We start from the raw sequence: 23947 nt of genomic DNA on the forward strand, positions 1-23947 counted from the left end.
AACGACAGACGACGCGCGCCGCCTTCCTGGAGGAGACACCATCATGGCCGATACGCTGTCCATCGACGTCAGCGAATGGATCGACCGGCATCGCATTGCGCCGTTTCAGGCCGCGATCGTCGTCCTGTGCTTTCTGATCGTCGCGATCGACGGATTCGATACCGCGTCGATCGGGTTCATCGCACCCGTCATCCGCGCGGAATGGGGCTTGTCGCCCGCGCGGCTCGCGCCGGTATTCGGCGCGGGGTTGGCCGGGCTGATGGCCGGCGCGCTCGTGTTCGGGCCGTTCGGCGACCGGTTCGGCCGCAAGCGCCTGCTGCTCGCATGCGTCGCGTGCTTCGGCATCGCGAGTGCCGCGTCGGCGAGCGCGGGTAGCCTGACCGAGCTGATCGTGTGGCGCTTCGTGACCGGGCTCGGGCTCGGCGGCGCGATGCCGAATGCGATCACGCTGACGTCCGAATACTGCCCGGCGCGCCGTCGCTCGCTGCTCGTGACGACGATGTTCTGCGGCTTCACGATCGGTTCCGCGCTCGGCGGGCTCGCGGCCGCGTCGCTGATCGAGCACCACGGCTGGCGCGCGGTGCTGGTCGTCGGCGGCGCGGCGCCGCTGCTGCTCCTGCCGCTGCTCGCGTGGCGACTGCCGGAGTCGGTGCGCTATCTCGTCAACCAGGGCGCGCCGTCTGCGCGGATCGCGACGATGCTCGGCCGTATCGCACCGGATCCGCATCTCGCGCATGCGTCGTTCATCGCGCCCGCCGGAAAGCCGGCCGGGTCGCCGCTCGGCCGGCTGTTCGCCGCCGACCTGCTGCGCGGCACGCTGCTGCTGTGGCTCACGTTCTTCATGAGCTTGCTGGTCATTTACCTGCTGTCGAGCTGGCTGCCGACGCTGCTGCGCACGACTGGCGCGACGCTGCAGACGGCCGCGCGCGTGACCGCGATGTTCCAGGTCGGCGGCACGCTCGGCGCGATCATTCTCGGCTGGCTGATGGACCGCTTCGATCCGCATCGCGTGCTGGCCTGCAGCTATGCGGCGGCCGGTGCGTGCGTCGCGGCGATCGGCGTGTTCGCCGCGTCGCCGTGGGGTGCCGCGCTCGCGGTGTTCGCCGCCGGCTTCTGCGTATCCGGCTCGCAGGTGGGGGCGAACGCGCTATCGGCCGCGTTCTATCCGACCGAGTGCCGGACGACCGGCGTGAGCTGGGCGAACGGGATCGGTCGCGGCGGCTCGGTGGTCGGCTCGATGGCGGGCGGCGCGATGCTGGCGATGGGCGTGCCGCTGTCGACCGCGTTCGCCGTCGTTGCCGCGCCATGCGTGATCGCGGCGGTCGCGGTACTGGCGCTCGGCGTGGTGCGCGCGGGCGTGGTACGCGCGGCGGCCGCCGACGGAATGGCGGGCAGGCAGGCCTGATCGAAGGAGGGGCGGCCGGATTGCCGGTCCGGCAAGCAGCGGGATACAACATTATATAAATGAATATAATGTTCATTCTTTAATCGTATTCCCGCTCCGATGAACGACGATCTCCCCGCCGGGCTGCCCGCGCCCGATCAGATGCGCGCCGCCGCCGAATCGGCCTGTGCGCTCCTCAAGGTCATGTCGAATCCCGACCGGCTGCTGCTGCTGTGCGAACTGTCGCAGGGCGAGTGCTGCGTGAGCGATCTCGAGGCGCGACTGGACATCCATCAACCGACGCTGTCGCAGCAGCTCGGCGTGTTGCGCGACAACGCGCTGGTTCGTACCCGCCGGGAAGGCAAGACCATCCGCTATTCGCTCGACAGTCCGGCCGTGGTCGCGGTGATGGGCGTGCTGTACGAGCAGTTCTGCGGGGCGACCGCGAAGGAGGCGCGCGATGCAGATTGATGCGCTTCATTTCACGCCGTGGCTGTCGCTGGCCGGTGGCGTGCTGATCGGGCTCGCGGCCGCGTGGCTCGTCGCGTTCAACGGCCGGATCGCCGGCATCAGCGGGATCGTCGGCGGCTTGCTCGCCGCGGGCGGCGCGGAGCGCGGCTGGCGCGTCGCGTTCATCGCCGGGATGATCGTCGCGCCCGTTGCGATGCACGTCGCCGGGAGCAGCCTGACGCCCCGGATCGACGCCGGTTGGCCTGAACTGCTCGCGGCCGGGCTGCTGGTCGGGATCGGCACGCGGTACGCGGGCGGCTGCACGAGCGGTCACGGCGTATGCGGGATGTCGCGCGGGGCGCTGCGTTCGGTGGTCGCGACGGCGACCTTCATGGTCGCGGGCTTCGCGACCGTCTTCGTGCGGCTGCACGTGGCGGGAGGCTGACATGCAGGCAGGATTCGCGTTTCTGGCGGGGTTGCTGTTCGGCGTCGGCCTGATCGTGTCGGGCATGGCCGATCCGCAGAAGGTGCTCGGTTTTCTCGACCTGGCGGGCCGCTGGGATCCGTCGCTCGCGTTCGTGATGGCGGGCGCGACCGGTGTTGCGGTGTTCGCGTTCGCGTGGGCGAAGCGCCGGACCCGCTCTTGGCTCGGCCTGCCGATGCAACTGCCGGCGGTGCGGACGATTACCGTGCGTCTGGTCGCGGGAAGTGCGGCGTTCGGCATCGGCTGGGGTATTGCCGGGTTCTGTCCGGGGCCCGCGATCGTGTCGATCGGCTTCGGGTCGGCCAAGGGGATCGGGTTCGTCGTCGCGATGCTGGCCGGGATGGCGTTGTTCGAGTGGATCGAGCGCTGGCGGAACGGGCGGTGACGCGCGGGACGTTCGCTTGGCACGATTGCACGGAACATCACGGGTGCATCGGTCACCGCGATGATGCGGTGACTTTCCGGCGTGGCTCACGGCGGGCAAGCCGCGATGTCAGACATGCTCGCTCACGTGCCGGCCGCCGTGCAGTCGCCCGGCCAGTCGGCGCAGGATGTCGCGCCACACCGCGAGCATGCTGCTTCGGCCCGAGGGGGCCACGATCGCCGTGCTGACCACGCCGCGGCCGCAAGCCGACAACGCGACGTGACCGGCGGTTTCGAGCGTCAGGCATTCGCCCTCGTCGAGTTCGCGGCGAATGTATTGCGGTGCATCGGGCAGCCAGTCGAGCCCGCCGTGGCGCAGCGTGACCGCCAGCGCGCCATCCAGCACGATCAACTGACTGCCCTTGTCGAACCACGCAAAGTGGCTTTGCCCGGCGTCGAGCCGGAGGTGTTGCGTCCGCATGGCGATTCCTTTTCCCGGTTGCTCCGGTTGCGCGGCCTCGCGACGACGAGGCGACAGCGTGCAATCAGGTTAGGGAAACGGACGCGCGCACGACAGATTCAGGGGACGGGAATCTGTTGCGGTGCAGGCGGCGGTTTCGCGCTGCTGTATCGGTGGGTTTCCCCCGAATCTGTATCTGGCGTGCGCGATGGGGCACGGGCACGATGGTCCGCATGACGCCTTTCGCCGACGCTTCCCGTACGCCTTTGCCGATGGACGGCGAGCCGCTTTACGAACGGCTCGCCGAACATTACCGCCGCATCATCGCGGCCGGCACGCTGTCGCCCGGCGACCGGATGCCGTCGGTCCGTGCGTGCATGGCGCAGCACGGCGTGAGCCTGTCGACCGCGATCCAGGCGTTCCGGCGGCTCGAGGATACGGGCTGGTGCGATGCGAAACCGCGTTCGGGTTACTTCGTGCGCCGCCGCGCGGCAGCCATGCTCGACACGCTGCCGGAAAGCGACGGGCCGCCGCTGAGTGTCGAGCCGCCGTTCGCGGGGCTGCACGAACGCGTCTCGCGCGTGATCGACCGTGCGAACGCGGCGACCGATGCGCTGAATCTCGGCGGCGCCTCCGCGCATGCCGCGCTGTATCCGACCGAGCGCCTGCAGGCGCTGGCGATCCGGCTGCTGCGGCGCAAACCCACGTTGCTGACCGATGCGGGGCCCGTCGGCGGTTCGCCCGAATTCCGGCAGACGATGGCCAAACGCGCGTTGTCCTACGGTGTGACGCTGACGCCGGACGACGTGATGTCGACGAGCGGCGGCGTCGACGCGGTGAATCTCGCGCTGCGTGCGGTCGCGCGGCCCGGCGACACGATCGCGATCGAATCGCCGGCCTTTTTCGGGCTGATCCAGCTGCTCGAAAGCCTTGGCCTGCGGGCACTCGAAATCCCGGCAAGCCCGACGACGGGCCTGTCGATCGAGGCGCTAGACGTGGCGCTGGCAGCCTATCCGGACATCCGGGCCGTGGTCGTCGTGCCGAACCTGCAAAACCCGCTCGGCTGCGTGATGCCCGACGAGCGCAAGGCCGCGCTCGTCGCGCTGTGCTCGCGCCACGGTGTGGCCGTGATCGAGGACGAGCCTTATCGCGAGCTCGTCGAGGCGCCGCACGCGGTCAGGCCGGTCAAGGCATGGGATTGCGACGGCACGGTGATCTACTGCCCGTCGTTCAACAAGGTGCTGGCGCCCGGGATGCGGCTCGGCTGGATGAGTGCGGGCCGCTGGCATGCGCGCGTGAGGATGCTGAAATTCGCGCACAGCCGGCACAACGCCGCGCTGCTGCAGGCCGTGGCGGCCGAATTCGTGGGCTCGGGCGCGTTCGATCGGCACCTGCACCGGTTCCGCGAACAGCTGCGCGTGCAGCGCGACGTGACGATCGACGCGATTGCGCGGCATTTCCCGGCCGGCACGCGGATGAACCAGCCGCCGGGCGGGATGCTGCTGTGGATCGCGCTGCCGGAAGGCGTGCGCTCCGATGCGCTGTTCGACGCCGCGCTGGCACATGGCGTCAAGATCGCGCCCGGTTCGATCTTCTCGAATTCGGACCGTTTCGACGGCTATATCCGGCTCGCCTGCACGCGCGTATTCGATGCGGTGCACGAGGCAGCGTTCGACACGCTCGGCCGACTCGTACGGGAAGCCATGGCGGCCGCGTAAGCGCGACGGCGGCGGCCGGCCGGACTTGCGAATACGCGAGTGCGCCGGCCGGACGCGGGACCGAAGCGGCGAGCCGCCGCCATTTCATCGGCCGACCGCGTGCGTGGCGAGGTGCTGGCGAATCAGCGACAGGTAGCGATCGCCCACCGAGAAATCGCGTGCCGCGCGCGGCCGGGCGGCGGCAGGCCGCAGCGTGGCCGGCGCGCTCATGCCCAGATATCGGCAGACGGCCGACGGAAAGGGCTTGCGCGTATGCCCGAGCTGACGTGCCGCGCGCTCGACGCGGGCATCGCCGACCTGGGCACGCAGCCACGCCAGCACTTGGCGATCGGTGTCGTTGACGATACGGACCAGATGTTCCATCGCGCACCTCACTGTTCATAAATACAGTACTGTAAATATAACCAGTGTTTGCGGTAACCGCAAGCGGGCGCGCGTCGGCTGGCCGTTCGGCCAGGGTCAGCGCACCGGCGCGGCGGTGCGCGTGATCCGGGCGGCGGGGGCGGTCGGGGCGGCGCGGCCCGTATAGCGCGCGTCGGTCAGCGTGCCGAGGAACGCGACGATGTCGTCGATTTCCGCGTCGGTCAGCGCGGGTGGCGTGCCGGGCCGGCGGTTCATCGGCGTCGAGTTGACGTTGATGTTGCCGCGATAGGCGGCCGGCACGTCGTCGAACGTCTTGGCGCCGTGATACCAGAAGCCGGGATCGGTCGAGCGCGTGTTGTAGAACGCGACCGCGTCGCGCAGCGTCGTGAACACGCCGTTGTGCATGAACGTCTGCTTGACCGCGACGTTGCGCAGCCCGGGCGTGCGCAGGTAGCCGCACCATTGCGTCGGTTCGGGCCAGCGCAGCCGCCGCGCGGTATCGCATAGCCCGTTGTCGAAATGGCGCGGGTCGCGGTTCGCCGGCAGCGCGCGGTTGCGCGGCACCGCGATCGCGTCGTAGCCGAAATCGGTGAACAGCGAGCGTTCCGGGCGGCTCGACGTGTCCGACAGCGTGTGGCAGGTCATGCAATTGCCCTTGTCCGGATTCCTGAACAGCGCGAGGCCACGCATCTCGGCCGGCGCGAGCGGCTTGCGCGTGCGCAGGAACGCATCGAAGCGCGACGTGAACGGCGCCATCTCGTCGCTCTGCAGGTAGGCTTCGACGGCCGAGCCCAGCGCACGCACCAATTGTTCGGGATCGCGCCGCACCGGCGCGCCGAAGCGTGCGGCGAGATCGGGCGCGAGCTCGGTCGCGTTGACCTTGCGCAGCAGCGCGGCCGGCGACCGGTTGTTCATCTCGTTCGGATCGAACAGCGGCCCGCGGATCTGCTCGGCGAGCGTATCCGCGCGACCGTCGCTGAACAGGCCGCCGAACGGCGACGGCGCGGGCGCATCGTCGTCCTGGTAGAAGTGGCGGCGCGGCACGTAGCGCACATACAGCAGCGACGGCGCATTGCGCTGGCTGAAGCGCCCGGGCCGGCTGCCTTCCGGCACGCCAGGCCCCGCCAGCGCCGCGGCCGACAGCGTCGGCGCGAACGCGCGGCCCGGGTCGTGGCAGCCCGCGCAGGACATACCGCGCGGCTCGGACAGCCGCGGGTCGAAGAAGATTCGGCGGCCGAGCGCGACGAGCATCGGGTCCGGCGCGAAGCGCGCGGTGGCCGCGTCGATCTTGCCGGTCACCTGCGGCGTGCCGTTGCCGATCGTGTCGACGACGCGCGACGGCGGTGCGCCCGGAAGCAGGACCGTTTCCGCAGGCGCGGCGTGGGCCGTGAGCGTCAGGCCGGCGAACAGGGTGGCGGCAAGCGCGTGCAGCGTCCGCCGGCCGCGTACGCCGTGGCCTTCACATCGAACTGCTTTACTCACGGCGCGATGAATCCCGTCTTGTCGCAGGCGAGCGTCGTGCCCGACTGGTTGCACGACGCGAGTAGCTTGCCGGCCGCCGAATACGCATGGAACACCCAGCCCGTCGCCGGTGCCGCGTTGCGCTCCATGATCAGGAAACCGAAGCTGTTGTTGTGCGACAGCCGCTCGATCACGGCGCCCGGCGCGGGCGTCAGGCCGGCCGGGAACGGGTCGGGCAGCGCGACGTCGAGGTTGTCGCCGCCGTTGCCGGACACGATCGTCGCCGGGTGCCCGGACGAGAAGTTGATCGCCTGGAAATCATGCACGTGGCCATGCAGCGCGACGTGCACGCCCGGCGGGTAGTACGCCTGCGCGTTGAGGCTCGACATCACCGATTGCAGCGCGAGGTTGCCCGGCGCGGGCGTGCTGCCGGCGATCGGCGCGAACGCGAGGATCGGATGATGGTTCGTGAAGATCGTCGTCGTCATGCCGGCCTTCGACGCGAGCGAGGCGACCGTCTGGAATTGTTTCTGGTAGATGCCGAACTGCGCGTCGGTCGTCTTGAGCGGCGTGCGGCCGACCTTCGCGGTATCGAACACGATCACCTGCGAACCGCCGCCGAGCGACACCGCATAGGGTTCCGAATAGTTCGCGTTGTTGTCGTTGGCCGGATCGTCGCACGAGCGTGCGGCCGAATACGGGCGCGGGTCGAGGAAGCGGAACCAGCCCTGGCCGGCCCGCGCGCATTCCTCGTGATTGCCGCGCACGACGACCCACGGCGCCTTCGCGAGCAACGGCGCGGCCGGGCGGAACAGGTCGGCCTGCCACGTATCCCAGCCGTAGCCCCACGGGCTGTCCTTGCAGCCGGCGATGTCCGGCGGGCATGCGTTTTCGCGATAGTGGTAGTCGCCGACGTGCAGCACGAGATCCGGCGACAGCTTCGCGACGCTGGCCGCGATGGTGTCGAGCGGCCAGACCGCGGCATCGTTGCACGCCTGCCAGGCGTTGTCGGCCTTCTTCATCCGGCAACCCGTGTCGGCGATGATCGCGATGCGCTGCGGCTGCGCTTTCGGCAGCGGCAGCGTGCGGCCCGCGACGCTCGCCGCCTGCGCGCCGGCCGGCAGCGTCGCCTCGCAGACGGACACCGGGAAGCTCGATGGTTTCGAATCGGCCGGGTCGCTGGCGGTCGGCCGCTGGGCGACGGTCGCGGCGGCTGCGCGCAGCGTCATGCGCGACAGCTTGCCGTCGACGGTCAACTGCGGGCACAGCGGATCGCTGGCCGACGCGGGCGTGTAGTTCGTGATGACGCGCGCGATCGCCTGGTTCGCATCGCCGATCTCGACCCATGCGGCCTGGACGTTGGCCGACGCGCTGGCCGGATCGTCCGGCGTATCGATGTGATTCGAGCACGCGGACAGCGTGGCGAGGGCAACCAGAGGGGCGCAACGTACGAGCAGCGCGCGCGTGAGGAATCGTCGCATGGGAGGGGAGGCACCGTAGGAAAGTCGTCAACGATACGCAGCGCGAATGTAAGAAATGTGAAAAAAACGGGGCGCGACGCAGGCGCGCACGGGCCGGCCTTGACTTCAAGCCGGCTTGAAGCAGCACAGTCCGGTTCGTCATCAATGAATCGGAAGGGGATCGACGATGGAAACCAACCGGCCCAACGAAGCGCAAGCCGCGCTCTGGAATGGTCCGTCGGGGCGCGCGTGGGTCGATGCGCAGGTGCTGCTGGACCGGATGTTCGAGCCGTTCGAAACGCTGCTGGCGGCGGCCGCGGCCGCGTCGTCAGCCACGCGCGTGCTCGATGTCGGCTGCGGCACCGGCGCGGTCACGCTCGCGATCGCGAGGCGGCTCGGTGCGAGCGCGCAGTGCACGGGCATCGACATTTCGGCGCGGATGATCGACGCCGCGCGGGCGCGTGCCGACCGCAGCGGCCTGCCTGCCCGGTTCGTGTGCGCGGACGTGCAGACGCATGCATTCGAGCCGGCGAGCGTCGACCTGATCGTGTCGCGCCTCGGCGTGATGTTCTTCGACGATCCGGTGCGGGCGTTCGCGAACCTGCGGCAGGCGGCGCGGCCCGCCGCGCAGATGCGGTTCGTCGCGTGGCGCGGCGCGGCCGACAACCCGTTCATGACGACGGCCGAGCGGGCGGCCGCGCCGCTGCTGCCGAACCTGCCCGCGCGGCAGCCCGGCGCGCCGGGGCAGTTCGCGTTCGGCGACCGCCAGCGGATCGCGTCGGTGCTGGCGGACAGCGGCTGGGCCGATGTTGCGATCGAGCCGGTCGAGCGGTCATGTGTGCTGCCGGAATCCGCGCTGGACGACTACGTTGCGCGGCTGGGCCCGGTCGGCCTGGCGTTGCTGGAGACGGACGAAGCGACGCGGCGGCGCGTGATCGATACGATGCGCGCGGCGTTCGAGCCGTACGTGCACGGCGCCGAGGTGCGCTTCGATGCGGCGTGTTGGCTCGTGACGGCGCGTGCGCCGTCCGCATGACGCGTCGCGTGAAAGCAGCGGATCAGGGAAGGGGCGACGGCCCGTTCGCCCCACATGCTGCGGTGTGCGCGTGACGAAGCGGGGCCTGCGGGTATCAGCGTTTGCGCGCGCGCAGCATCAGCCACGCGCAACCACCGGCCACCAGCGCGAGGCCGAGCAGCACGGCCTCGGCACCGAGCGCGAAACCGGGCGGCATCTCGCCGCTGTTCGGCACCGGCGACAGGTTGCCGCCCATCGCGACGGCGCCGCCGGCGAGCAGCGCCGCGCAGACGATCCAGTAGACCTTGCCGAGCGGCGCCGCGGCGCGGATTCGCCACAGCGCGAGGCCCGCGCCGCCGAGGTACAGCACGGCGAGGGTGCCGAGCGCGATGACGTCGGCCGCGCGGCTGTGCAGCAGCCCGCTCATTCGGCCTCCGTCGCGTGTCCCGGAGCCCGGCTCAGCAGGTGAGTGCGTTTGTCCGCGGCCAGCGACACGTAGCGTTCATATTGGCGCAGCACGTCGGCGATCACTTCGTCGCCGCGCAGGTATTCGACGTCGTAGCCGAGCCGGCCGTCCTCGAAGAACGTGACGATGCCATACACGTGCGCACGCGCTTCGTCGGGTTCGGCCGCCTCGCGCACCAGGAACGCGGCCGCGGATTTCGCGGTGACGCGCACGCCGTACACGAAATCGCGGTGTTCGGCGGTCGGCACGGTGAGCCGCACCGCATCGTCGCTGTCGCGCTGCACGTGCGCATCGACGCCGCTCGCGCGCAACTCGTCGGCGACCTTGCGCAGCGCGGGTTCGACCGTTTCCGCGACGAACTGGCGCGCCTCGGCCTCGGTCGTCTGCCGCAGGATGTGCGTCAGGCGATGGCGCCAGTGCTGGCCGGTCCAGAAGCTCGTTGCAGGCGCGACGTCCTGCGAATAGTGCGCGCGATCGGCCGCGAGCCCGCGCCACAGCCCGTAGCAGAGCGCGAGCATGATGATGGCCACCGGTAGCGCGGCGATCAGCGTCATCGCCTGCAGCGCGCCGAGCCCGCCCGCGACGAGCAGGACCGCGGCCGTCACGCCGAGCAGCGCGGCCCAGAACAGCCGCTGCCAGACCGGCGACTGCGCGCTGCCGCGCGTCGCGATCTGGTCGATCACGAACGCGCCCGAATCGGCGGACGTGACGAAGAACACCGCGATCAGCACGATCGCGACGATCGACAGCAGTTGCGGCAACGGCAGGAAATCGAAGAAGCGGAACAGCAGCGCATCGACGTTGGTCGCCGTCTGCGCGAGCGCGCCGGCCGCGCCGTGCGTATCGAGCCAGATCGCGCTGTTGCCGAACACGGTCATCCACACGAGGTTGAACGCGGTCGGCACGAGCAGCACGCCGATCACGAACTGGCGGATCGTGCGGCCGCGCGAGATGCGCGCGATGAACATGCCGACGAACGGCGACCACGACACCCACCATGCCCAGTAGAGGATCGTCCAGCCGCCGAACCAGCCTTCCTCGCGCGGCGGCGCATACGCATAGGTGCGGAACGACAGGTCGACGAGGCTCGACAGGTACTGGCCGATGTTGTCGCCGAGCGCGCGCAGCAGGAAGGCCGTCGGGCCCGCGACGACCACGAAGGCGAGCAGCAGGAACGCGAGCAGCAGGTTCAGCTCGGACAGCCGGCGCACGCCCTTGTCGAGGCCGGTCGCGGCCGACACGCCCGCGAGGATCACGACCACCGCGACGAGCCCGATGCGGAACAGGTTGCTGCCCGTGTCCCACCCGGCGACCGTATGCAGGCCCGCGCTCAGCTGCATCACGCCGTAGCCGAGCGTCGTCGCGATCCCGGCGACCGTGCCGACCAGCGCGAACGCATCGACGGTGTGGCCGATCCAGCCGTTGATGCGCTCGCGCAGCACCGGATACAGCCCCGAGCGCAGCGTCAGCGGCAGGTTGTAGCGGAAGCCGAAGTACGCGAGCACGAGCCCCATCAGCCCGTAGATCGCCCACGCATGGAAGCCCCAGTGGAAGAAGGTCATCAGCATCGCCTCGCGCGCGGCGGCAGGCGTGCCGGGGTCGACGGTCGGCGGCTTCAGGAAGTGCTGCATCGGCTCGCCGACGCCGAAGTACATCAGGCCGATGCCCATGCCGGCCGCAAACAGCATGGCCGTCCACGACACGAAGCTGAATTCGGGTTCGGCATCGTCGGGGCCGAGCCGGATATTGCCGAAGTCGCTGGCGGCGATCAGCACGAGAAACACGAGGAAGCCGGTGACGGCGAGCACGTAGAACCAGTCGAAACGTGCGATGACCCATTGCTGGCCGGCGGAGAACAGCGCACCGGCTTCGCTCGGGTGCAGTGCGCATACGACGAGTAGTGCGCCGATGACGGCGAGCGCCGGCAGGACGACCTGCGGCTTGAATGTCGTGCGGGGCATGGGACGGGAATCCGGCATGGCGGGCATCCAGTTGTGGGCGCAACGAGGCGCGACGCCGCCCGGCGCGCCTGTGGCGCGTCGGACCCTGATACGGCGTGCGTCGAGTGTACCGCGGTGTCAGGACTGCAAGAAGGGGGCATGCAGAAGGGGCAAACCTGACGAATTGTAAGGTATCACGGCGATCGAGAAAACCCGCGCGGTGTGCGTGGCGAGCCGACGGGGCGGGGAAAACGGCGGCGCGAAGGCAGCGGCGAACGCGGATCGGGCGCCCGGACGGGCATGCACGGCATGCGTATCGTCCGGGCACAGGCGGCGCGCCGAAGGCGCCGCCGGGCGGGTTTCAGAACGTGACGGCGATCCCGGCCATGCTGACGAACTGGCCGTGCGTGGTCGACGGCGTGAGCTGCTGCGAATCGCCGACGATCGGCGCCGCGTCGACGATGTGGCCGGCGCCTTGCGCGCCGAGCGTCTGCCCGCTCGAATGCGTGTACGCCTGCAGCGCGTAGAGCGTCGTGCGTTTCGACAGGCTGTACGACTCCTTCAGCGAATATTGTTGATAACGGGCCGCGCTCGCGACACCGTTTGCCTTCGATGCGAGCGTGTACGCGAATGCGCCGGCCACCGAGAACGTCGGCGTGAAGCGGTATGCGGCAAGCGCGCCGTAGGTGTTGAACACTGCCGTGTCGGTGAACGCCGAGCCGTTGCCGGGCAAGTACTTCACGTTCGAATAGTTGAGCCCCAGCGTCAGGTCGCCGAGCGTGTAGTTGCCGGCCGCCGCCACCTGTTCGACCGCTTTCGCGCTCAGGTAGCCCTGGTTCAGCACGGACACCGCGAAGCTGCCCGACGACGCGGTGGCCGGATTCAGGAAGCCGGCGGACGAGCCCGAGCTGTTGATCCGCAGGTAGCCGGCCGCGATGCCGACCGGCCCGTTCGCGTAGCGCAGCGCGGCGCTGAACGTGTTGCCCTTGCCGGTCGCGCCGGCAATGCCGCCGAACGCGTACATTGCGCTCGCGGTCAGCCCGGCGAAGGTCGGGGACGTATAGGTAACCGAATTGTTGACGCGGATCGTCGTGTCGAGGCCGTCGATGTCGCCCGGATGGGCCCCGGTGGCGCCGGTCAGCCAGCTGCTCGACGCGTACGGGCCGACCAACAGGAAGTAGGGGGTGTACTGGCGGCCGGCCGTGACCGTGCCATAGCTGGCGTTGCGCAGGCCGACGAAGGCCTGGCGATTGAAGATCGTGCCGGCGGCGGCCTGCGCGCCCGTATTCAGGTTGAAGCCGGCCTGCAGGTCGAAGATCGCGTGCGTGCCGTCGCCGAGATCCTCGTCGCCGCGCAGCCCGAACTTCGACGCGTACAGGTTGCCGTCGCGCATGTAGACGTTCGAATGTCCCTGCTGGTTGTTCACGTACGCGAGCGAATCGTCGACGACGCCGTACAGCGTCACGCTGCTCTGCGCATGAGCGGCGGTCGTACCGAGCGACGCGGCCGATAAAATGAGGATTGCATAACGGTTGACGGGTGCTTTCATTGTCGATCTCCGGGGTGCTTCATCTTTTCAAGGGGAGGTTGAATGCCTCCTCTGTGGCAGGCGGCGGACCGCGCGAACGGCCCGCCTGATAGGGGCTGCTCATGATTCAGTGGTTCAGTGGTCGAACGCGACGACGAGGCGGCGCCATGCGCCGTCCCGCGCATCCTGCTCGACACGTGCGCTGCGTACGGCCATCGGGCCTTGCAGCGACGCGGGCAGCAGGATTTCGACGCGCTCGGCCGGGCGCGCCGGGCGGCCGTCCCAGCGGACCGACACGCCGAGCACGCCGGACGCTTCGCGGCCGGTCTCGATGCGCCACAGTCCGTATTCGCCGTCGCGCCATGCTTCCGTCTCGCCGTCGTCCTCGACGCATTCGCCATACGCGACGCCATCCTCGATCCGTGGTGCGACGAGGAAGCCGCGCGTGTCGGCGCGCGCCCCGAAATGCTGTTCCGCGACGTTCAGCGGCAGCACGCGGCCTTCGCGCAGCAGCATCACCGGCGTGTCGAGCGGTGCGGGCAGCGTCACGCTCGCGCCGCCGTCGAACGACTGCGCACTCGCGCAGCAAGTCCAGCGTGCGCCCGACGGCAGATACACCGTGCGCTCGGTCTGGCCGGGATCGACGACCGGCGCGACCAGCAGCGCGTCGCCGAGCATCATGTCGTCGCACGCGTCGTAGCAGCGCGCATCGCCGGGGAAATCGGCGAGCGTCGGCCGCAGCACGGGCTCGTAGCGCGTCGTCGACAGCCACAGCAGGTGATAGAGGTACGGCAGCAGCCGGTAGCGCTGCTTGATCAGCGACGCGATCTGCGCGGTGATCTCCGGGTACATCCACGGTTCGTTGACGGTGCCGTCGTCGTTCCACGAATGGATGCTGAAACGCGGCATGAAGATGCCGAACTGCACCCAGCGCAGCAGCAATTCGGGCGACGGCGCGGGGCCGGAGAAGCCGCCGATGTCGTGGCCGATGTTCGACACGCCCGACAGCGCGAGCCCGAGGCCCATCTTCAGGTTGTAGCGCAGCGTTTCCCACGACGTGTAGTTGTCGCCGGACCACGTCTGCACGTAGCGCTGCATGCCGGCGCCGCCGGAGCGCGACACGAGGAACGGCCGCCGCGCCGGCGCATGCGCGCGCTGCGCGTCGCGCGACGCACGCATCATCAGCATCGTCTGCAGCACCTTCGCTTCGCGCGCCGGGAACGGCTGGCCGAAGCCGTGCGCGATCGCGTCGGGCGACCAGATCTCGTATTCGTTGTTGTCGTTCCAGGTCGATTCGATCCCGTATTCCAGCAGCGCCGACGTGACCTGCTCGCGCCACCAGCGGTATGCGTCCGGCTGCGTGAAGTCGAGGTACGCGCCGACTTCGTCCCAGAACTGCACCCACGCGGGCTCGCCGGACGCCGAGCGGATCAGCAGCCCGCGCTGCGCGGCGTCGTCGAAGGCCGGATGGTCGCGCAGCAGGCACGGCTTGATGTTCGCGCACAGGCGGATGCCATGGTCGCGATAGTGCTGCACGAAACCTTTCGCATCGGGAAACTTGTCGCGGTTCCAGTTGAACACGTAGCGCTTCGCGCCGATCGACGTATAGCCCGACGACAGGTGGAACGAATCGCACAGGATGTCGTGCGCGTCGCACTGCTCGACGAACTGGTTCATCTGCTGCTGCGCGTCCGGCGCGTCGGTGTAGCTCATCGTCGAGCCCGAATAGCCGAGCCCCCATTTCGGCGTGCGCGCGGGGCGCCCGGTCAGCCACGTGAAGCGCCGCGCGGCCGCGAGCGGCGTATCGGGCGACGCGATGAAGTAGTAGTCGAGATCGCCGTGCTCGGCGACGAAATAGCGGTACGGGCCGTGATAGTTGTCGAGTTCGCGGCCCATGTCGAACGAGCAGTCCGACAGCGTGTCGTAGAACAGCCCGAAGCCCTGGCATGCATCGGGCGACCACGTGATGTAGAACGGGATGTGCTTGTACAGCGGGTCCGTGTGTTTCGCGCTGTAGCCCATCGCGTCGATGTTGCGCATCTCGAAGCGTGCGCCCGTGCGGTCGAGTTCGCCCGCGCGTTCGCCGAGGCCGAAGACCTGGTCGCCGCGCTCGCGGGCGACGTAGTGATACACGCGGTCGTCCCACCAGCCGAAGTTGTACGCCTGCGTCGCGCGGTCGGCGAGTGCGACGCGCCATGCGCCATCCGCGCCGCGCATCGACCACGTGCAATGGCCGCCTTGACGGCGCACCGCGAGCCGGATCCGCGCGGTTTCGATGCGCACGCCGTCGTCGTCCTCGGTCAGTTCGTACCCGGGCAGCGTGAAGTCGCTCAGGTCGAGGCGGTCGCGGCCGTCGAGCGGCACGTCGTCGAGACCGGGCGCGATGGTCCACGTGCGCGGGTTGCGCGCGGTCGCGTCGGGCAGCACGCGCACCCGCACGATGTCGTCCTCGAGCACGAAGATTTCGACGGTGGCGCCCGTATCGGACGCGAGCAGCACACGGTTCGCGTGGTGGCTGTCGACGCGGAACACGGGCGGATGAAGAAGCGAAGTCATGAATGCGATTCCTGGTAAAGGCGGAGATCAGGCGTGCTGCGCGAGCAGGCGTTCCTGCTTCGACTGGCCGCGGATCAGCACCGCGAGCAGCGTGACGCCGATGATGTCGAACAGGCCGAGGCACGCGAACAGCGGCGCATAGCCGATCTTGTCGGCGAGCGCGCCGACCAGCAGCGAGAAGCCGAGGCCGCCGATCCACGCGGCCATCCCGGCGAAGCCGCTCGCCGTGCCGACTTCCTCGGGGTCGAACACGTCGGCCGACAGCGTGTTGACGAGCGCGGAGATCATCTGGTGCGCGAAGCCGCCGACGCAGAAGAGTGCGATCGCGGTGTACGGCGACGACGCGAGCCCGATCATCGCCGGCCCGAGCATCAGCAGCGCGCCGAGCGCGACGCCCGCGACGCGCGACCACACGAGCGGCAGCCTGAAGCGATTCGCGAGGTAGGGCGACAGGTAGCCGCCCGCGATGCCGCCCAGGTCGGCCGCGAGAAACGGCATCCACGCGAACACCGCGATCTGCGTGAGCGGCATGTGGCGCTCGGTCGCGAGGTACAGCGGAATCCAGAAGCTGAAAGTTTGCCACGCGGGTTCCGCGAAGAAGCGCGGCAGCGCGATGGCCCAGAAGCGCCGGGCGGTGACGACGTCGCGGATGCGGCGCGTCGACACGGGCGGCATCGTGGCCTGGCCGTCGCGGATCAGCGTGCGCTCCTGCGGCGTGATGCGCGGATGAGCGGCCGGCGAACGGTACTGCGTGTACCACAGCGCGGCCCACACGAACCCGAGCGCGCCGGTGGCCATGAACGCGGCCTGCCAGCCGAACCGCATCGACAGGAACACGACGAGCGGCGGCGCGATCGCGGCGCCGAGCGACGTGCCCGCGTTGAAGTAGCCGACCGCGACGGATTTCTCGCGATCGGGAAACCACTCGGCGACGGCCTTCATCCCCGATGGAATCGCGGCGGCCTCGAACAGGCCCAGCAAGCCGCGCAGGATGCCGAGCGACAGCCAGCCCGACGCGAAGCCGTGCGCGACGCCGACCACCGACCACAGCATCGCGAACAGCGCGAACCCGAGCCGCAGCCCGATCAGATCGACGATGAACCCGCATACCGGCTGCATGATCGTGTAGCCGATCTGGAACGCGCCGACGATGTACGAGTACTGCTGCGTCGAGATCGCGAACACCTGCTTGAGTTCGGGCGCGAGCACCGCGAGGGAATTCCGTGCGAGGTAGTTGAGGATCGTGCCGAGACACACGAGCACGATGATCCACCAGCGCAACGCCTTGACTGTCTTCACTGCTGTCTCCTGTCAGGCAGGGCGGGCGCGCGGCGCCTGCCCGGTCCGTGAGGGCCATCCATTCGAGATGGCTCGTTTCGTTTATTCGTACGATGTCCGATCTTGATGCGCGCCGGTTTTACCCGGTTTATATCGAAATCACGGTGTTCGAGCGAACATTCCGCCGTCATCAAACTGCAATGTTATCTGACGACTGATCATTTTCGAACATCCTATGTTCGAATGCGAATCCGGTCAACGTGAATCTGCATTCGAACGAACCTGCTCGGGGTTTTCCCGATGGCGGACGGCAAGCCGATGAGCGGCGACACCCGGCGCTCGGCCGCCAGAGGCCCGTGCGGCGGGGCCGGGCGATCTTCCGGACGGTCGATGGACACCCGGCGGGGCGTGACAACCCTGATGAAAATTTATTTCTTTTTTCGAGATAGATTGTGTAAATTGATTTTCATCCACCTTGCAACGACCCTTCGCATGACGCCTCTCGTTCCGCACGATGTCAGTCACGACGAACCCGCGATCGCCGAGCGGATCGCGTCGGCGATGCCGTTGATGACGCCGATTCACCGGCGCATGGGCGAGTTCGTGCTCGCGAACCCGTTTCGCGCGGCGACGATGCGGATCGACGAGCTCGCGCAGGCCGTGAATGCATCGATCGCGACCGCGAACCGCTTCGCGAAGGCGCTCGGTTTCGACGGCTATCCGGCGATGCGCGCGGCGCTCGTGCGCGGCTTCGAGGCCACGCTCGGACCGGTCGAACGGCTGCGTTCCGCGCAGGAGCAGGAGTCCGGCGTGCGCGGCGCCGCGTGGATCGACGCGGTATTCGACCAGGCTGCCGCCAACATCGAGAACACGCGTGCGCAACTGGACGCGGCCGATGTCGAGGCGGCGGTCGAGGCGATCGTCGGCGCGCGGCGCGTGCTGATTCTCGGCGCCGGGTCGAGCGCGTTTCTCACCGGCCTGATGGAGCACGGACTGTCCGTCTGCCATGACAGCGTGCAGTCGCTCGCGCTGCTCGGCGGCCCGTCGCACGCGGCGCGGCGCCTGTACACGGCCGATTCGCGCGATCTCGTGATCGCGCTCGCGTTTCCGCGCTACGTGAAGGACACGATCGAGCTGGCCCGTCGCGCGGCGGCGCGCGGGGCGCGCGTGCTCGGCATCTCCGACGGCCCGCAATCGCCGCTCGCGCCGATCGCGTCGCTGAACCTGTACGTCAAGGCCGAACGGCGTTTCGCGGCCACGTCGGAAGCCGCCGTGCTGACGATGATCGAGGCGCTGATCGATGCGGTCGCGCTGCGCACGCACCGGTCCGCGAAATCCGCCGCCGAGATGACCGAATTCCTGCTGCCGTGGCTCGTGCAGCCGCAAGCGGCGCTGCCGGCCACCAACCCTTCTTCCCCACGTCCGAAAAAATCATGACTTCACCCGCGATCGTCGCGATTCACGGCGGCGCAGGCACGATCCTGCGCGAAGCGATGGATACCGACACCGAACGTCGGTACCGCGCCGAACTCACCGCGATCCTGCAGGCCGCGCAGCGCGTGCTGGCCGATGGCGGCAGCGCGCTCGACGCCGTCACCGTCGCGGTGCGGATGCTCGAGGACTGCCCGCTGTTCAACGCCGGGCGCGGCGCCGTGTATACGGCCGAAGGCAAGCACGAACTCGACGCGGCGGTCATGGACGGCGCGACGCTCGGCGCCGGCGCGATCTGCTGCGCGACCCGCGTGCGCAACCCGGTGCTCGCCGCGCGGCGCGTGATGGAGGCGAGCGAGCACGTGCTGTTCGCCGGCGCGGGCGCCGATGCGTTCGCCGCCGCGCAGGGGCTCGAACTCGCGGAACCCGGCTACTTCGACACCGAATCGCGGCATGCGCAGTGGGTGAAGGCGCGCGCGGCGGCCGGCGCGATGCTCGATCACGATGCGGCGACGTTCGTGTTCGGCCAGTCGCAGCAACAGCCGCAGCCGGCCGAGCCGCTCGATCCGGACCGCAAGCACGGCACGGTCGGCGCGGTCGCGTGCGACCTGAACGGCCACATCGCGGCGGCGACGTCGACGGGCGGCATCACGAACAAGCAGCCGGGGCGCGTCGGCGATTCGCCGATCATCGGCGCCGGCTGCTACGCGGACGACGCGACCTGCGCGGTCTCGTCGACGGGCACCGGCGAGATGTTCATGCGGCTCGCGACGGCCTACGACGTCGCCGCGCAGATCGCGTATCGCGGCGCGTCGCTCGCCGACGCCGCGCACGACGTCGTGATGAACAAGCTGCCGCGTCTCGCGGGCCGCGGCGGGATCATCGCGGTCGACGCACAGGGCAACGTCGCGATGCCGTTCAACACCGAAGGGATGTACCGCGGCTACGCGCGCGTCGGTGAAGCGCCGGTCGTCGGCATCTACCGCGACGACGCGGCCTGATTCCGGATCGCACGAGGAGACACGCATGACTTCGAGCCGTAACCCGTCGCCGCTGGCGCTGCCCGAGCAGCGCGTGGTGGCCGTCGACGACCTGTCGGTCACGTTCCGCCGCGAAGGCGCGACGTTCGACGCGGTGCGCAACGTGTCGTTTCACGTCGATCGCGGCGAGACGCTCGCGATCGTCGGCGAATCGGGCTCGGGCAAGTCGGTCACGTCGCTCGCGCTGATGCGCCTCGTCGAGCACGGCGGCGGCGAGATCACGAGCGGACGGATCGCGTTCCGGCGCCGTGGCGGCGCGTTGGTCGATCTCGCGCAGGCGAGTGCCGCGACGATGCGCGGCATCCGCGGCGCGGACATCGCGATGATCTTCCAGGAGCCAATGACGTCGCTGAACCCGGTGTTCACCGTCGGCGACCAGATCAGCGAGGCGATCGCGCTGCACCAGTCGAAGGGCACGGCCGAAGCGCGCGCGGAAGCGCTGCGGCTGCTCGATCTGGTGCGCATCCCGGAAGCGCGCCGCGTGTTCGCGCGCTATCCGCACCAGTTGTCGGGCGGGATGCGGCAGCGCGTGATGATCGCGATGGCGCTGTCGTGCCGGCCCGCGCTGCTGATCGCCGACGAGCCGACGACCGCGCTCGACGTGACGATCCAGGCGCAGATCCTGCAACTGGTGCGCGGGCTGCAGGACGAAATGAACATGGGCGTGATCTTCATCACGCACGACATGGGCGTGGTGGCCGAAGTCGCCGACCGCGTGCTCGTGATGTACCGCGGCGAGAAGGTCGAGGAGGGCGGGTCGGACCGCATCTTCGCGACGCCCGCGCATCGCTACACGCGCGCGCTGCTCGCGGCCGTGCCGCGGCTCGGCTCGATGCAGGGCACCGACGCCCCCGAGAAATTCCCGCTGCTGAAGGTGGACGGCACCAGCGCGACGGCGCCGGCCCCGACCACGGCATCCGCCGCGAACGACGCGCAGCCGCTCGTCGATCACGCCGCGCCGCCGATCCTGCGCGTGCGCGATCTCGTCACGCGCTTTCCGGTGAAGAGCGGCGTGTTCGGCCGCGTGTCGCAATACGTGCATGCGGTCGAGCGCGTGAGCTTCGAGTTGCGCGCGGGCGAGACGCTCGCGCTCGTCGGCGAATCGGGCTGCGGCAAGTCGACCACCGGTCGTTCGCTGTTGCGCCTCGTCGAATCGCAAAGCGGCTCGATCGAATTCGACGGCCGCGACATCAGCGCGCTGAAGGGCCCGGACCTGCAGGCGCTGCGCCGCAACATCCAGTTCATCTTCCAGGACCCGTTCGCCTCGCTGAACCCGCGCCTGACCGTCGGCTTCTCGATCATGGAGCCGCTGCTCGTGCACGGCGTCGCGAGCGGCGCCGAGGCGCAGGCGCGCGTCGACTGGCTGCTCGACAAGGTCGGCCTGCCGCCGGAAGCCGCGCGCCGCTATCCGCACGAATTCTCGGGCGGCCAGCGCCAGCGGATCGCGATCGCGCGTGCGCTCGCGCTGAACCCGAAGGTCGTGATCGCCGACGAGTCGGTGTCGGCGCTCGACGTGTCGGTGCAGGCGCAGATCGTCAACCTGATGCTCGACCTGCAGCGCGAGCTCGGCGTCGCGTACCTGTTCATCTCGCACGACATGGCGGTGGTCGAGCGCGTCAGCCATCGCGTCGCGGTGATGTATCTGGGCCAGATCGTCGAGATCGGCCCGCGCCGCGCGGTGTTCGAGGCGCCGCAGCATCCGTATACGAAGAAGCTGATGAGCGCGGTGCCGGTCGCCGATCCCGCGCGCCGGCATGCGCCGCGCCAGCTCGCGGCGGACGAGATTCCGAGCCCGATCCGCGCGGTCGGCGACGAGCCGGTCGTCGCGCCGCTCGTCGCGGTCGGTCCCGATCATTACGTCGCGACGCATCGCGTCGGCGGCGCGTATTGAGTGGTGGAGTCGTGCGCCGCGATGACGGCGCGCGAATCAGCAGGCAGTCGAAACCGAAACGCCCGTGAGGCGTCACCGATTCACCGATAGGAGCCCAGCAAAATGACCCAGCAGCATCCGTTTCCGATGTTTCGTCCGCGCGCCTGCTTCGTCGCGCTCGCCGGCGCGTTCGCGCTGTCGGCCGCGCTGCCCGCGTTCGCGCAGCAGACCGCGGTGATGGCGGTGGATTCGACCTTCACGACGATGGACCCGTACGACGCGAACGACACCGTGTCGCAGGCCGTCGTCAAGTCGTTCTACCAGGGGCTGTTCGGCTTCGACAAGGACATGAAGCTCGTCAACGTGCTCGCGACCGGCTACGAGGCCAGCCCCGACGCGAAGACGTACACGATCAAGCTGCGCCCGGGCGTGAAGTTCCACGACGGCACCGATTTCAACGCGGCGGCCGTGAAGGCCAACTTCGACCGCGTGACCGATCCCGCGAACCACCTGAAGCGCTACAACATGTTCCGCGTGATCGAGAAGACCGAGGTCGTCGATCCGACCACGGTGAAGGTCACGTTGCGCGAGCCGTTCTCGGCGTTCATCAACACGCTCGCGCACCCGTCGGCCGTGATGATCTCGCCGGCCGCGCTGAAGAAGTGGGGCCGCGACATCGCGCTGCATCCGGTCGGCACCGGGCCGTTCGAGTTCGTCGAATGGAAGCAGACCGACGACCTGAAGGTGAAGAAGTTCGCCGGCTACTGGAAGAAGGGCTATCCGAAGATCGACGCGATCGACTGGAAGCCGGTGGTCGACAACAACACGCGCGCGGCGCTGATGAAGACGGGCGAAGCCGATTTCGCGTTCCGCATTCCGTTCGAGCAGGCGGCCGACCTGAAGGGCAACGCGAAGGTCGACGTCGTCGAGCGGCCGTCGATCGTGCAGCGCTACGTCTCGCTGAACATGCTGCAGAAGCCGTTCGACAACCCGAAGGTGCGCCAGGCGCTGAACTACGCGGTGAACAAGGAAGCGCTCGCGAAGGTCGCGTTCTCCGGCTTCGCGACGCCATCGACCGGCGTGGTGCCGCAGGGCGTCGATTACGCGACGAAGCTCGGCCCCTGGCCGTACGATCCGGCGAAGGCGCGTGCGCTGCTGAAGGAAGCCGGCTATCCGAACGGTTTCGAGACGACGCTGTGGTCCGCCTATAACAACTCGACGTCGCAGAAGGCGATCCAGTTCGTGCAGCAGCAGCTCGCGCAGGTCGGCGTGAAGGTGCAGGTGCAGGCGCTGGAAGCCGGCGAGCGCGTCGCGAAGGTCGAGAGCGCGCCGGATCCGGCGAAGGCACCGGTGCGGATGTACTACATCGGCTGGTCGTCGTCGACGGGCGAGGCGAACTGGGCGATCACGCCGCTGCTGGCCGGCGCGTCGGCGCCGCCGAAGCTCGTCAACACCGCGTACTACAAGAACGACACGGTCGACGGCGACCTGACGAAGGCGCTCGAGACGGTCGACCGCACGAAGAAGGCCGAGCTCTACGCCGACGCGCAGAAGCAGATCTGGGCCGATGCGCCGTGGATCTTCCTCGTGCAGGAGAAGATCGTGTATGCGCGCAGCAAGCGGTTGCAGGGCGCGTACGTGATGCCGGACGGCTCGTTCAACTTCGACGAGATCTCGCTGAAATGACGGCGGTTTGCCCGCCACGCAGTGCCGGCGGCGCGAGCCGCCGGTGCGCTGATTCGATCGGTGTCCCATGCTGAATTTCCTCGTCAAACGCCTGTTCGGCCTGCTGCCCACGCTCGCGATCGTCGCGGTGCTGGTGTTCCTGTTCGTGCACCTGCTGCCGGGCGACCCGGCGCGGCTCGCGGCCGGCCCCGAAGCCGACGACGCGACGGTCGCGCTGGTGCGCGCCGATCTCGGGCTCGACCGGCCGCTGCCCGCGCAGTTCGCGAATTTCTTCACGAAGATCGCGCACGGCGATTTCGGCATGTCGACGCGCAGCAAGCGGCCGGTCTCGACCGAGATCGGCGAACGCTTCATGCCGACGCTGATGCTGACGCTCGTCAGCATGGTGTGGTCGACGCTGCTCGGCATGGCGATCGGGATCGCGTCGGCGGTCTGGCGCAATCGCTGGCCCGATCGCCTCGGGATGACGATCGCGGTGTCGGGCATCTCGTTTCCCGCGTTCGCGCTCGGCATGCTGCTGATGGAAGTGTTCTCGGTGAAGCTCGGCTGGCTGCCGGTCGTGCCGGACGGCTCGTGGAAGAGCTACGTGCTGCCGTCGCTGACGCTCGGCGCGGCGGTCGCGGCCGTGATGGCGCGTTTCACGCGCGCATCGTTCGTCGAGGTGCTGAACGAGGACTTCGTGCGCACCGCACGCGCGAAGGGCGTGCACGAGCCGATGGTCGTGCTCAAGCACTGCCTGCGCAACGCGATGATCCCGGTCGTCACGATGATGGGGCTGCAGTTCGGCTTCCTGCTCGGCGGCTCGATCGTCGTCGAGGTCGTGTTCAACTGGCCGGGGCTCGGCCGCCTGCTCGTCGACGCGGTGACGATGCGCGACTACCCGGTGATCCAGGCGATCGTGCTGCTGTTCTCGCTGGAATTCATCCTGATCAACCTGACCGTCGACGTGCTGTACGCGGTCATCAACCCGACCATCCGGTTCAAGTGAGGCGCG

20 protein-coding genes are annotated in these 23947 nt (G+C 68.9%); 11 read left to right on the forward strand and 9 right to left on the reverse strand.

Annotated features, from left to right (window positions below; translation table 11 throughout):
- The first annotated feature begins 43 nt into the window (after positions 1–43).
- The 4 genes from KU887_RS17885 (at position 44) to KU887_RS17900 (ending at position 2703) form a co-directional block, all read left to right on the forward strand.
- Entirely contained in the window at positions 44–1405 is a 1362-nt protein-coding gene (locus KU887_RS17885; protein ID WP_059723230.1) for an aromatic acid/H+ symport family MFS transporter, read from the forward strand.
- 99 nt (positions 1406–1504) lie between these two features.
- Positions 1505–1855 carry a metalloregulator ArsR/SmtB family transcription factor gene (locus KU887_RS17890; protein ID WP_034202469.1) on the forward strand — a complete coding sequence of 117 codons (351 nt, stop codon included), beginning with the start codon at positions 1505–1507 and terminating at the stop codon, positions 1853–1855.
- The gene (locus KU887_RS17895; protein WP_062885486.1) at positions 1845–2279 is read left to right on the forward strand and encodes a YeeE/YedE family protein; all 435 of its coding nucleotides are present in this window, start codon (positions 1845–1847) and stop codon (positions 2277–2279) included. Before KU887_RS17890 ends, KU887_RS17895 begins: the two co-directional genes overlap by 11 nt.
- 1 nt (position 2280) lies before the next feature.
- Positions 2281–2703, forward strand: coding sequence for a DUF6691 family protein (locus tag KU887_RS17900; protein WP_006488715.1), 423 nt, complete (start codon positions 2281–2283; stop codon positions 2701–2703).
- Positions 2704–2811: 108 nt separating this feature from the next.
- On the opposite strand, the gene KU887_RS17905 is transcribed toward KU887_RS17900, so the two are convergent.
- Positions 2812–3162 (reverse strand): hypothetical protein, encoded by a 351-nt coding sequence (locus tag KU887_RS17905; RefSeq protein ID WP_258256949.1) that lies wholly within the window; start codon positions 3160–3162, stop codon positions 2812–2814.
- A 212-nt stretch (positions 3163–3374) separates the two neighbouring features.
- Here KU887_RS17905 and KU887_RS17910 point away from each other — a divergent pair, with 212 nt between their 5' ends.
- Positions 3375–4859: a PLP-dependent aminotransferase family protein gene (locus KU887_RS17910; RefSeq protein WP_006488713.1), complete on the forward strand. Its 1485-nt coding sequence runs from the start codon at positions 3375–3377 to the stop codon at positions 4857–4859.
- A gap of 84 nt (positions 4860–4943) precedes the next feature.
- On the opposite strand, the gene KU887_RS17915 is transcribed toward KU887_RS17910, so the two are convergent.
- The 3 genes from KU887_RS17915 to KU887_RS17925 form a co-directional block, all read right to left on the reverse strand.
- Positions 4944–5222: a hypothetical protein gene (locus tag KU887_RS17915; protein WP_006495044.1), complete on the reverse strand. Its 279-nt coding sequence runs from the start codon at positions 5220–5222 to the stop codon at positions 4944–4946.
- Between the two features lie 96 nt (positions 5223–5318).
- A complete protein-coding gene (locus KU887_RS17920) occupies positions 5319–6632 on the reverse strand; it encodes a cytochrome-c peroxidase (protein ID WP_372585091.1) in 1314 nt (437 codons plus the stop codon).
- Positions 6633–6700: 68 nt separating this feature from the next.
- The gene (locus tag KU887_RS17925) at positions 6701–8164 is read right to left on the reverse strand and encodes a metallophosphoesterase (protein WP_058903015.1); all 1464 of its coding nucleotides are present in this window, start codon (positions 8162–8164) and stop codon (positions 6701–6703) included.
- A 166-nt stretch (positions 8165–8330) separates the two neighbouring features.
- Here KU887_RS17925 and KU887_RS17930 point away from each other — a divergent pair, with 166 nt between their 5' ends.
- The gene (locus tag KU887_RS17930; protein ID WP_258256952.1) at positions 8331–9179 is read left to right on the forward strand and encodes a class I SAM-dependent methyltransferase; all 849 of its coding nucleotides are present in this window, start codon (positions 8331–8333) and stop codon (positions 9177–9179) included.
- 94 nt (positions 9180–9273) lie between these two features.
- Here the strand turns inward: KU887_RS17930 and KU887_RS17935 are convergent, their stop codons facing one another.
- The 5 genes from KU887_RS17935 to KU887_RS17955 form a co-directional block, all read right to left on the reverse strand.
- Positions 9274–9585 (reverse strand): hypothetical protein, encoded by a 312-nt coding sequence (locus tag KU887_RS17935; RefSeq protein WP_060212310.1) that lies wholly within the window; start codon positions 9583–9585, stop codon positions 9274–9276.
- Positions 9582–11603, reverse strand: coding sequence for a BCCT family transporter (locus KU887_RS17940; RefSeq protein ID WP_043204755.1), 2022 nt, complete (start codon positions 11601–11603; stop codon positions 9582–9584). The genes KU887_RS17935 and KU887_RS17940 overlap by 4 nt, the downstream gene beginning before the upstream one ends.
- A 322-nt stretch (positions 11604–11925) precedes the next feature.
- Positions 11926–13113 carry a porin gene (locus KU887_RS17945; RefSeq protein WP_258256953.1) on the reverse strand — a complete coding sequence of 396 codons (1188 nt, stop codon included), beginning with the start codon at positions 13111–13113 and terminating at the stop codon, positions 11926–11928.
- Positions 13114–13227: 114 nt separating this feature from the next.
- Complete coding sequence (locus tag KU887_RS17950) at positions 13228–15648, reverse strand: glycoside hydrolase family 31 protein (RefSeq protein WP_212157356.1); 2421 nt, start codon at positions 15646–15648, stop codon at positions 13228–13230.
- A gap of 27 nt (positions 15649–15675) precedes the next feature.
- On the reverse strand, positions 15676–16947 hold the full coding sequence (locus KU887_RS17955) for an MFS transporter (protein WP_034202459.1): 1272 nt from the start codon (positions 16945–16947) through the stop codon (positions 15676–15678).
- Positions 16948–17418: 471 nt separating this feature from the next.
- Here KU887_RS17955 and KU887_RS17960 point away from each other — a divergent pair, with 471 nt between their 5' ends.
- The 5 genes from KU887_RS17960 (at position 17419) to gsiC (ending at position 23941) form a co-directional block, all read left to right on the forward strand.
- Positions 17419–18363, forward strand: coding sequence for a MurR/RpiR family transcriptional regulator (locus KU887_RS17960; RefSeq protein WP_006482638.1), 945 nt, complete (start codon positions 17419–17421; stop codon positions 18361–18363).
- A complete protein-coding gene (locus KU887_RS17965; protein ID WP_006482631.1) occupies positions 18360–19358 on the forward strand; it encodes an isoaspartyl peptidase/L-asparaginase family protein in 999 nt (332 codons plus the stop codon). Before KU887_RS17960 ends, KU887_RS17965 begins: the two co-directional genes overlap by 4 nt.
- 25 nt (positions 19359–19383) lie before the next feature.
- Positions 19384–21288 carry a dipeptide ABC transporter ATP-binding protein gene (locus KU887_RS17970; RefSeq protein ID WP_226245488.1) on the forward strand — a complete coding sequence of 635 codons (1905 nt, stop codon included), beginning with the start codon at positions 19384–19386 and terminating at the stop codon, positions 21286–21288.
- Positions 21289–21390: 102 nt separating this feature from the next.
- Positions 21391–22953: a glutathione ABC transporter substrate-binding protein GsiB gene (gene gsiB, locus KU887_RS17975; protein ID WP_006482639.1), complete on the forward strand. Its 1563-nt coding sequence runs from the start codon at positions 21391–21393 to the stop codon at positions 22951–22953.
- A gap of 67 nt (positions 22954–23020) precedes the next feature.
- Positions 23021–23941, forward strand: coding sequence for a glutathione ABC transporter permease GsiC (gene gsiC, locus KU887_RS17980; RefSeq protein WP_006482634.1), 921 nt, complete (start codon positions 23021–23023; stop codon positions 23939–23941).
- Positions 23942–23947: the final 6 nt, after the last annotated feature.

The sequence above is a fragment of the Burkholderia sp. EMB26 genome (assembly GCF_024730645.1).
Classification (GTDB): Bacteria; Pseudomonadota; Gammaproteobacteria; order Burkholderiales; family Burkholderiaceae; genus Burkholderia; species Burkholderia cenocepacia.